Origin of the sequence: Maribacter sp., assembly GCF_049667165.1 — a bacterium.
In the GTDB taxonomy this organism is placed as follows: domain Bacteria; phylum Bacteroidota; class Bacteroidia; order Flavobacteriales; family Flavobacteriaceae; genus Maribacter_A.
The window spans coordinates 1-9,888 of sequence record NZ_JBATHS010000430.1; the positions used below are offsets into that span (position 1 = coordinate 1).

Sequence of the window (9,888 nt, forward strand, 5' to 3'; positions counted from 1 at the left end):
TGCCTCCGGGATTATGGCCTTCCAACTTGAAAAGAAGGGTGACATTGGGGTTGGTATTGAGTACTTTCGATGCAATTAAAGGCGTGTTCCCTATAATATCAAGTATCGTTTTAGCCATTGATCTCGGGTTTGATTTTTATTTTCGGTGTATGAAAAACCTTTGAATTGGGGGGTACGGATTGCGTTATCCATGCGTTTCCCCCGATAATACTGTTCTGTCCAATTACGGTTTCCCCGCCGAGGATGGTGGCATTGGCATAAATGGTCACGTTGTTTTCGATGGTCGGGTGTCTTTTGGTCTGTTTTAAATCCTTGGCAACGTAAAGGGCCCCAAGGGTAACCCCCTGATAGATCTTTACATTGTCCTTGATTATGGCCGATTCCCCAATAACAACACCCGTTGCATGGTCAATAAAGAACGATTTCCCGATACGGGCCCCTGGGTTGATGTCGACCCCAGTCCTACTATGCGCATATTCGGTCATAAGTCTAGGTACCAAAGGGAATCCCGCTTTATAAAGTTCATGCGACAACCTATAAATGGCAATGGCATAAAACCCCGGATAGGCTAAATAAACCTCTTCTATCGACATTGATGCTGGATCGCAGTCCATGATGGCTTCGGCATCGAGGTTAAGACTTTCAAGTATCCTGGGCAAGGATTCCAAATAGCCATTCCATATTTTACCACAGGGTTTCTCACATTCCCAACAGGCCAGTTTGGCCAGCACCTCAAAATCGGCTTTCAAGGTCTCAAGATTCTCGGCTACAGGGGTATCTATATCAAAAAGGGTATAAAATAACTTGTTCGTGAACAACTCTACCTTTTCCTTTAAGGCAAACCTTAGGTTAGGTTGCTTTTTATGTTGTTTAATCTTATCGATGATCGCTTGTTGGTCCATTGGGTAGTGATTTGAGAATCTAAATTAATCATTATTTTAAAAGCAGTTTCTTCCATTTGGTTAACTTTAGCTTAAATAACCCTAATATAAGACGAATGCAGCATCCGATAATTACGAAAGACACTTTTGATTTTTTAAGGCAATTGGAACGAAACAACAACCGTGAGTGGTTTACGGAAAATAAATCGAGTTTTAAATCGGTAGAATCTGATGTAAAAGCATTTTATGCTGCCGCAATGGATCACCTTAAAAAACATGATGAAATTGAAAAAATAAAACTATTCCGAATTTATAGGGACGTGCGTTTTTCTAAAGACAAAACACCGTACAAAGCGCATTTTGGGGGATCGTTCGCTAGGGCAGGAGCAAGATTAAGGGGTGGTTATTATATTCACATCAAACCTGGGGACAGTTTTATCGCTGCCGGATTTTGGGAACCCAATAAGGAGGATTTGCTGCGTATTCGAAAGGAGTTGGAATTGGATGCCGAGGAATTCAAAAAGGTAATAAACGAGGCATCGTTTAAGAAAATCTGGGGTAGTCTTATTGGTGACGAGGTAAAAACAGCCCCCAAGGGATTTGATAAATCGCATCAGGATATTGATCTTATCAAAAAGAAGCAATACATTTTTGTGCGAAAATTTTCAGACAAGGAAGTGCTATCTAAGGAATTTGCTAAAATGGTTGACGATTCCTTTAAAGCCATTCGACCCTATTTCGACCTCATGAGCGATATTCTTACGACCAACCTAAATGGGGAATCGTTACTGGACTAGGACTGCAATCTCAAATACTTGCATTTGGTTTTTAAGTCGTTCGATCACCATATGCATCATACGCTTATTCAGTGCGGAGGAGTTTTTTATATAGGTTGCATATTCCTCGGCCGTAAGCTGCCCTATGATGATACCCTTTAGGGAGTTTCTGAACTTAATGTCTTTCTGAATGGCATTTTCTATGTAGACAAGCCTGTTTTCAAGGCTCAACTCATAAAATCGGTTTTTATGCTTGGTGATATAATTCTGGAAGACAGCCAGCAATAATTCGTTTTGCAGCTTTATGATCGGGCGTAAGGTTCTATTTTGAAATTGCTCGTCGAAACTCATGTTCGGATTGACTTTGGCGGTGATAATTTGCGGGCGAATTTGCAGAAGACCTTTGGATCTATTGCTCATGATATGAAGTTTTATTAAAGTTAATCGTTTAAAACGCCTTCTTAAAAGACTTCATTTTTAGTTTTTAACGAAATTATGAACAAAAAAAGACCATTGGTGAATATGCACCAATGGTCTTTTTGTTCGATCAGAGCAGTGCTACTAATTGCTCTTTAAAAACTCCTCAAAGGACATCATATCAAATCCTTCCTTGGCTTTGAATTTTTTCTTCAACTTCATGAAATCCGTTTTTGCCGTTTCAAACCGTTCGGAGATAATGGTCAGGTTTTCCAGTTCCGAACTTGTGGGTTTGTCATAGTTGTCCGCTAATTTGCTATAAAGATCAGCCATTTTTTCACGTAATTGGGGTTCGGCGGAGCCGACATAATTATCCCCTGTGGTGATGACCAAGGTCTCTTTAAGTGCATTCAATTTATCCACCATTTTGGTATTTTTGTCCGTCTCTGATTGGACGATTATTTTGTCTAGCTCGTAGACTAAATAGGCCAATTCTTGGGTCATGTCATACATTTTCATGGTGGTCTCATTTTTAAGGACCCTTTCTTCCTTTGTTAATGGGGATTTAGGATCATATACCAATTCGAACGTATGCTCAAAGGTTTCTTTTCCTTTGGTCATTACCGCTTTATAGGTTCCTGCCGGCACAGATGGTGAGGTAAAGCCGCCGAATGAAAACGTCTTTCCTTTAGCCACCTTGGGTTGCTTTATTTTGCCTCCCCAGTTGACGATATTGATGCCCTTGGATTTACCCGGACCTAATTCCATAACGGTATTGCCCTCCATATCCTGTATTTCCATGGTCATCTTTCCGAACGTATGTCTTTTGCTCAAATAGTATTTTATCTGGGCATCCTTCGTTTTATTACGGCCTACAAACTGGGTTTCAGCACCAAAATTGCCTGAAAAGCTGCTCGTTTCATCAATAACCGTCGGTTTGCTGGTGAAGAAGTGGACATTCTTACTCAACACTTCTTCGTTGATTTCCCTCAATGGGGAGATATCATCGATAATGATCACCCCGCGGCCATGTGTTCCCATGACCAAATCGTTGGTCGCCTTTTGTAAATCGATGAAATGTACTGCAACAGCCGGCATATTGTTGGTGAATTTTTTCCAGTTCTTACCGCCATCAATAGTAATATACAATCCGAATTCAGTACCCAGGAACAATAGATCTGGATTTACATAATCTTCTTGGATATTTCTGACAAAACCAACCACATCATCGGTGATGATACTCGTCCATGTTTTACCAAAATCTGTGGTTTTATATGCATATGGGGTCATGTCGTTTTGAGTGTGCCCTTCAAAAACGGCATAGGCAGTTCCTTTTTCGAAAACACTAGCTTCGATATGGTAGGTCCATGTGTTTTTTGGGAGTCCCGTAATGTTCGCAACAGTATTTGTCCATGTGTTGCCCCCATCTTGGGTCACCTGTACATTGCCGTCGTCGGTGCCTACCCAAATGACATTCTCATCAAGTGGTGATTCCGCAATGGTAAAGATGGTTGTATGGTTTTCGGCTCCCGAGTTGTCCTTAGACAGGCCCCCGGAAGTTTCCTGGGCTTGTTTTGCAGGGTCATTGGTGGTTAAATCAGGGGAAATGATCTTCCAAGTATTTCCCATATCTTCCGATTTATGAAGGTATTGGCTACCCATATAAAAACGATCGGGTTGATGTGCGCTGATTGCCATTGGTGCATTCCAGTTAAAGCGAAGCTTTTTTATACCTTTTGAAGGTAGGGGTTGAATGGTTTTCGACAATCTTTTATCGACATCATAACGCCATACATTTTCTGCACCCTGCATTTCTGAATATATAATATTCTTGGTGGGGTGTTTTAAGACACGGAAACCGTCTCCATAACCCACCGAGTTCCAATCTCGGGCCTCTACACCACCAGGGGAGGAGGAAGGGCCATACCATGAACCATTGTCCTGTAACCCACCGTATACATTATAGGGAGTTTCATCGTCTACGCTTATTTGATAAAACTGCGATAAAGGTAGGTTCTCGACAATCTCCATATTGGTGCCTCCGTCCCAAGAACGATAAACACCACCATCGGTGCCAACATACATGATATCGGAATCCTTAATACTAAAGGCTATATCATGAATATCGCTATGCATATTCCCGAGATCCTTGAATGTTTTTCCTCCGTCCCTAGAGATAGAACCACTAAGGCCTCCCTTAACAATGACATTTTCATCACGGGGATCTACGACGATCCTTGAAAAATAAAATGGCCTAACGGTAATCCCAAAATCATTGTTCAATTGTTTCCATGAATTTCCGGCGTCATCACTTCGATACAACCCCTTGCGTTCATCTTTTTCCGCCTCGATAACCGTATAGAGTACCTTAGGATTCGAAGGGGCCACTGCGATACCCAATCTTCCTAATTTACCTGACGGAAAACCGTTGTGTATTTTATTCCAGGTTGCGCCACCATCGGTTGACTTGTATAATGCACTATTGTCACCTCCCGATTCAAAACCCCAACCGGTTCGCCTAAATTCCCACATCGAAGCATACAGCACATTGGGATCACTGGGATCTATAGTAAGGTCGGCACAGCCTGTTTTTGGGTTTACGTAAAGAAGTTTTTCCCAAGACGTACCGCCATCAGTGGATTTGAAGACACCTCTTTCCTCGCTATCACCCCAAAGGCCCCCTAATACGCCAACATAGATTTCCTTTGGGTTTTTTGGATTCACGATGATATTGGCAATACGCTCCGATTTATCGAACCCAAGTTTCTTCCAGTTGGCACCGCCATCAATTGATTTATACAATCCATCACCAACAGATACGCTATTTCTTGTCCATGTTTCCCCGGTACCTACGTAGATGGTATTATCAGGATCACTAGGGTCTAGGGTCACTGCACCAATGGACTGGCAATAATCATCAAAGATCGGATTGAACGTCGCACCTGCATCATTTGATTTCCATACACCTCCGCCTGCTGTTCCAGTATAGATGATTCTACTGTTGGTCGGATGCACTTCCATGTCGTTTATTCGGCCGCTCATAAGGGCAGGTCCTATATGCCTGGCGGTCATATCTCCGAACAGGGTTTTACCGTCGTTTTTTTCGTCTTGCGCATTCACTGAATACGGTACAACAAGGCCCAAAAGGGCTATAAGGGTTAAGATTCGTTTCATGTAAAGGTGGTTTTTGATAAAAAAAAGCCCTTGTTCAAGGGCTTTTCATGTTCTTGGTTATTTTTTTTCTTCAACTTCCATCTCATCTGGAAAGGCGAATGCGGACGCTTCAACAGTAGGATTTAAAACAATGGATTCTATGGTCAACGGACTGCCGGGTTGGCCTTTTACGCCTTGGGTCATTGAAAACGGGAAATACAAACCATCTACTTCCTGATAATCGCTGAAGGTAACTTCTTGCACCATGCCTTTGGCCTGACCGGTCTTAACTTCGGATTGAACCGCAATGGGAACAAAGTTATCAACATCGAAATAATAAAAAGAAACATCTTCTTCCTGTTTTCCATCAACCGTAATAGGTTCTTTAGTCAATTTTATTTTAAAAGTATCCGTGCCATCAATGGTTTCATTACCCAACAATTCAACGGTATATCCCTTTTCCTTATAATCGATGAAAGAATCAGGAAAATCATTTGTGTTTAATTTAAAGTTTGCCGTGGCCTCTGCGTCGCTTTTTTCCGCTTTCATGGTCATGAAGTTATGGCTCCATAAGGTTTCACCGTCAAAGACACCCTGTTTGATTTCCTTTCCTTGAAAACTGATGATGGTCATTTGCTTCCCATCGCTGAATTGTAGGATTTCCAAAGGTATTTCCATTCCCTGTTGATTGACTTTCGCCATCATTTTAATTCCTTCGACGCTTTTGAGTTTTTCCAAGCCACCTATGTTTTCAAAATAAGTGTCGAGTATCTCATCTGCCGTTTGTGCACTTAAGGGTGCAATACAGGTAATGGCAAATAGGGCAATGCATAGTTTTAGTGTTTTCATTTTCAAATTTTTAATTAATTTACATGTGTTGGTATCAAATATAATGGGATTGTTACAAAAATTGATTTTTTTATTTGTATTTATACCGTGGTTATTTTGAGGATTTCGCTAAAATAGCATGAAATAGGCCCTGGATAAACTTGAATCGAAGCTTTTTTATGGGTATCAGGCAATTCAAGACTTGGCAAGCGATGCGGCCACAGCCTGCACTTCATCAAGTACGCGCAATAGGTTGCCTCCCCATAATTTTTCAATCGCTTCTTCTGAATACCCTCTTTTAACCAGTTCTTCAGTCACGTTCATGGTTTCCGATGCATCTTCCCAGCCTTCGATTCCGCCGCCACCGTCAAAATCAGAACTGATGCCTACATGATCGATTCCTATTAAATTCACCATATAGTCAATATGGTCCACAAAATCCGATACATTGACCCCAGGGGGCACATCACTTCTTTTAGTGGCAAGAGCATCCCCAATTTCCTTCACTTTCCGATAATTTTCCATGTATGCCCCCTTTTCAATATCGTTAAACCCGGTGACTTCATTTCTTTCGAACCAGGGCATACCAAGGGAGTCCGCTACTTTTTTGTAGAGGTCCTTTCTATACGCCGAAAGCGCCTCACTTTTTGCAGTGTTCAAATAGGATTTGAAGGCGACCGTCTGTACGACACCCCCATTATCCTTGAGCATCAATAATTGCTCATCGTCCAAATTTCGGCTATGGTCACATAGGGCCCTTGCAGAAGAATGCGAAGCGATAATAGGGGCCTTTGACAATGCGATCATTTGCATCATCGATGCCTTTGATGGATGGGATATATCAATCATTATTCCGAGTCTATTCATCTCTTTTACAGCGGTTTTACCCAACTCACTTAAACCATTATATAACCATATTCCGTCTTCTTCCCCTGTGTTCGAATCGCAAAATTGGCTATGGCCATTATGGGATAGGGAAACATATCGCGCGCCCATTTGATGGTATTTCTCAAAATTGGAAAGATCCTCTCCCATGGGATAGGCATTCTCAACCCCGATCATGGCCACTTTTTTTCCGGCGGCTATGATGCGACGCACGTCGTCTGAGGTCAAGGCGAGTTCGATTTTGTCAGGCGCAATTTCCTCACAAAGCCTATGAATCGCTTCGAACTTGGCCATGGCATTGGCTGCTGCCTTTTCGTACCCGTAAGCGTTCAACGAATCTTGACCGGTATAAACAATCAGCCAAGCGACATCCAAACCACCTTCTTCCATCTTGGGTATGTTCACCTGGGTATTTAGTCTTTGGGTGTAGTTGACCGAAGGGGTAAAATTCGCAACATTGATGTCGTCATGGGTGTCGATTGTGATGACTTTTTCATGAATTTCACGAACCTTGCCTTCCGCTCCCAGTCCTGTTTTTTTCTGGGGATTAGCACAAGAAAGGAGTACTAAAAGACAACCGAGGCAACTAATATATTTCATGGCTTTTATTTTTACACCTACAAATAAAGCAATTTGACAACATTATACGCCCATTCGATAACAATTTATTGCACAGGAGCCTTGTAATCCTGAGTTTTAAGGAATTATTAGATCATAGACCATTCCCTTCTTTCCTGTAAAATACAAGGGAAACCAAATGTAGAAGAACAAAACCAACCCAAATCGACCTACCCATTGAAAGCTACTAGAATACTTTCGCACTTATCATTTTTAGAATCTGAATTGAAGGAATATTCCTATGAGGAACTGAGTTCAAGCCAGGGTTCTGAATTAAAAAAGACCTTTGAAACTTTCAAAACCTGTTTGGAGGATTTGCTTTTCAATACATCTTCAAGACCGGGCCACAAAACCCTAGGGATAGAAGACCACGGTGTACTCGTGCAAAAAAAGATTGCCAAACAAAAGGCAGGTCCTAAGGCGACACAACTTATCGCCCGGGTGAGTCATGAGATCAGGACCCCGTTGAACGGAATCAAAGGGTTCGGTGATCTGCTAAAGGAAGAACGCTTGACCGAAAATCAGCTTATGAAGGTCGAAGCGATCCAGAATGCCTCGGATACCCTCATGGAAATTGTCAATGAACTGCTTGAATATGCCAAGTTATCGGAAGGATTGGAGGTTATCGAGCATATTGATTTTAATTTCAAAAGTGTTCTTGATAATGTGGAATACCTGTGTAAAACGCTGATCACGAAGAAGGATGTGGCGTTGACGTTGGAAGTGGAACCGGGAATTCCCAACATCTTGAAAGGGGATCCCAGCAAGCTTTCGCAAATACTTCTCAATCTTTTGGGGAATGCCATAAAATTTGTTGAAAAAGGGGAAATAAGACTTTCCATTACCCAAAAGAGCCAACGACATAAAAAATTGATGCTTGCCTTTGAAGTTTCCGATACCGGAATCGGGATAGCCCAAGAACATTTAGAGGATATTTTCGATTCATTCAAGCAAGTTGGGGACGATACCTTCGCCAAATATGGCGGCAGTGGCCTAGGCTTGCATATTGTAAAACAGAACATTGAACTCTTAGGGGGAACCATCACGGTGTCAAGCAAAATCGGCAAAGGAACTACCTTCACATTCGAAATACCCTATGAAAGAGGGGATAAAAGCAATGTAGCAAAATCAATTACCGATATCGAGGCTTTGGCTTTCGCCAAACAAAGGGTACGGGATATGAGCTTGGTGGTTTTTGAGGACAATACCATGAACCAACGCCTGATCGAGGTACGTTTGAAAAAATGGGGCTGTAAGGTGTTCATTACCGAAAATGGACCGGAAGGACTGGATTATATCGCTAAGAACAAGGTCGATTTGGTGCTGATGGATCTTAGGATGCCCGTTATGGATGGGTATGTCATCACGAATAAGATCAGGACCAATGCGAGTAACATCATAAACAGTATCCCTGTCATCGCGATTACCGCTGATATTACCATAAGTGAAAAAGAAAACGGGAAAGCCGTCGGTTTGAATGACTTTATTCTTAAACCCTATAGCGCTGAAGAACTCTTGCTTAAAATTGCAAACCTCGGAATAGGGGGTGAGTGTTCAATCCCGAATAGGCCACCTAAAACCATCACCATGCAAACCACAGATAGTTTTACCCCAAAGGCAAGTTTAAAGACCATACAAAAAGAAAGTATGGGCGATTTGGGCTTTTTGAACGAATTGGTACGCTTATTCAAGCATAATGTATTAGAGTTCATAGGCGCTTGCAGTGTTCATATAAAAAATGCGGATTGGGAGAATCTGGCCTTTGCGGCCCATAAGATCAAGGCAGGTGTAGCAATGGTGGAGGCGCATAGTTTATTGGATATTGTAAAAAAGATACATTCCCTTGCCCAATCTGACCCAATGACCCATGGTTCTGCATTGAACGACTTGAAACTGACCTTTATAAAAGAGTATGAATTGGTTGAGAATGCCATTGATAACGAATTGGAGAAGCTTGAAGAATAGAAGTAAGATATAATGGAGAAGAAAACGCTTTTACTGGCAGAAGATGATGAATTATTGGCTTCCTTACTACGGTTCCGCCTAGAAAAAGGCGGTTATGATGTGATTCATTGCCGTGATGGGAAGGAAACAAAGGAAGTTCTGTCCACCCGCTTGCCCAACATCATCGTGAGTGATATTATGATGCCCTATTTTTCCGGAATGGAATTGATCGGCTTCGTGCGGAATGAATTGAATTCTAAAGTCCCAATAATAATCATATCAAGTGCAGGGAATGAGGAAAATGTTTTAAATGCCTTTGAAATGGGGGCCAATGATTTCATTTCCAAACCTGTTAGCCCCACCGAACTATTGGTTCGGGTGGCGAG

General features: G+C 41.9%; 8 protein-coding genes and 1 pseudogene. 3 read left to right on the forward strand and 6 right to left on the reverse strand.

Going from position 1 to position 9,888, the window contains the following annotated elements; genetic code table 11:
- Together cysM and epsC are read right to left on the reverse strand one after the other, a co-directional pair.
- A pseudogene (gene cysM, locus WBM98_RS19085) lies at positions 1-118 on the reverse strand (cysteine synthase B); the annotation flags it as partial.
- Positions 111-902: a serine O-acetyltransferase EpsC gene (gene epsC / locus WBM98_RS19090; RefSeq protein ID WP_424367610.1), complete on the reverse strand. Its 792-nt coding sequence runs from the start codon at positions 900-902 to the stop codon at positions 111-113. The pseudogene cysM and the gene epsC, both read right to left, overlap by 8 nt.
- A 95-nt stretch (positions 903-997) precedes the next feature.
- Here epsC and WBM98_RS19095 point away from each other — a divergent pair, with 95 nt between their 5' ends.
- Positions 998-1,678, forward strand: a complete 681-nt coding sequence (locus WBM98_RS19095) for a DUF2461 domain-containing protein (protein WP_424367611.1) — start codon at positions 998-1,000, stop codon at positions 1,676-1,678.
- On the opposite strand, the gene WBM98_RS19100 is transcribed toward WBM98_RS19095, so the two are convergent.
- From WBM98_RS19100 to WBM98_RS19115, 4 genes are all read right to left on the reverse strand, one after another.
- Complete coding sequence (locus tag WBM98_RS19100; RefSeq protein WP_424367612.1) at positions 1,667-2,077, reverse strand: glyoxalase; 411 nt, start codon at positions 2,075-2,077, stop codon at positions 1,667-1,669. The genes WBM98_RS19095 and WBM98_RS19100 overlap by 12 nt on opposite strands.
- A 141-nt stretch (positions 2,078-2,218) precedes the next feature.
- Complete coding sequence (locus tag WBM98_RS19105) at positions 2,219-5,248, reverse strand: WD40/YVTN/BNR-like repeat-containing protein (protein WP_424367613.1); 3,030 nt, start codon at positions 5,246-5,248, stop codon at positions 2,219-2,221.
- 57 nt (positions 5,249-5,305) lie between these two features.
- Positions 5,306-6,076, reverse strand: coding sequence for an outer membrane lipoprotein-sorting protein (locus WBM98_RS19110; protein WP_424367614.1), 771 nt, complete (start codon positions 6,074-6,076; stop codon positions 5,306-5,308).
- Positions 6,077-6,250: 174 nt separating this feature from the next.
- Positions 6,251-7,540, reverse strand: a complete 1,290-nt coding sequence (locus tag WBM98_RS19115) for a dipeptidase (protein ID WP_424367615.1) — start codon at positions 7,538-7,540, stop codon at positions 6,251-6,253.
- A gap of 195 nt (positions 7,541-7,735) precedes the next feature.
- Here WBM98_RS19115 and WBM98_RS19120 point away from each other — a divergent pair, with 195 nt between their 5' ends.
- The gene (locus tag WBM98_RS19120; RefSeq protein WP_424367616.1) at positions 7,736-9,523 is read left to right on the forward strand and encodes an ATP-binding protein; all 1,788 of its coding nucleotides are present in this window, start codon (positions 7,736-7,738) and stop codon (positions 9,521-9,523) included.
- A gap of 12 nt (positions 9,524-9,535) precedes the next feature.
- Positions 9,536-9,888: response regulator (locus WBM98_RS19125; protein ID WP_424367617.1), on the forward strand; the 353-nt coding region annotated here is incomplete at its 3' end.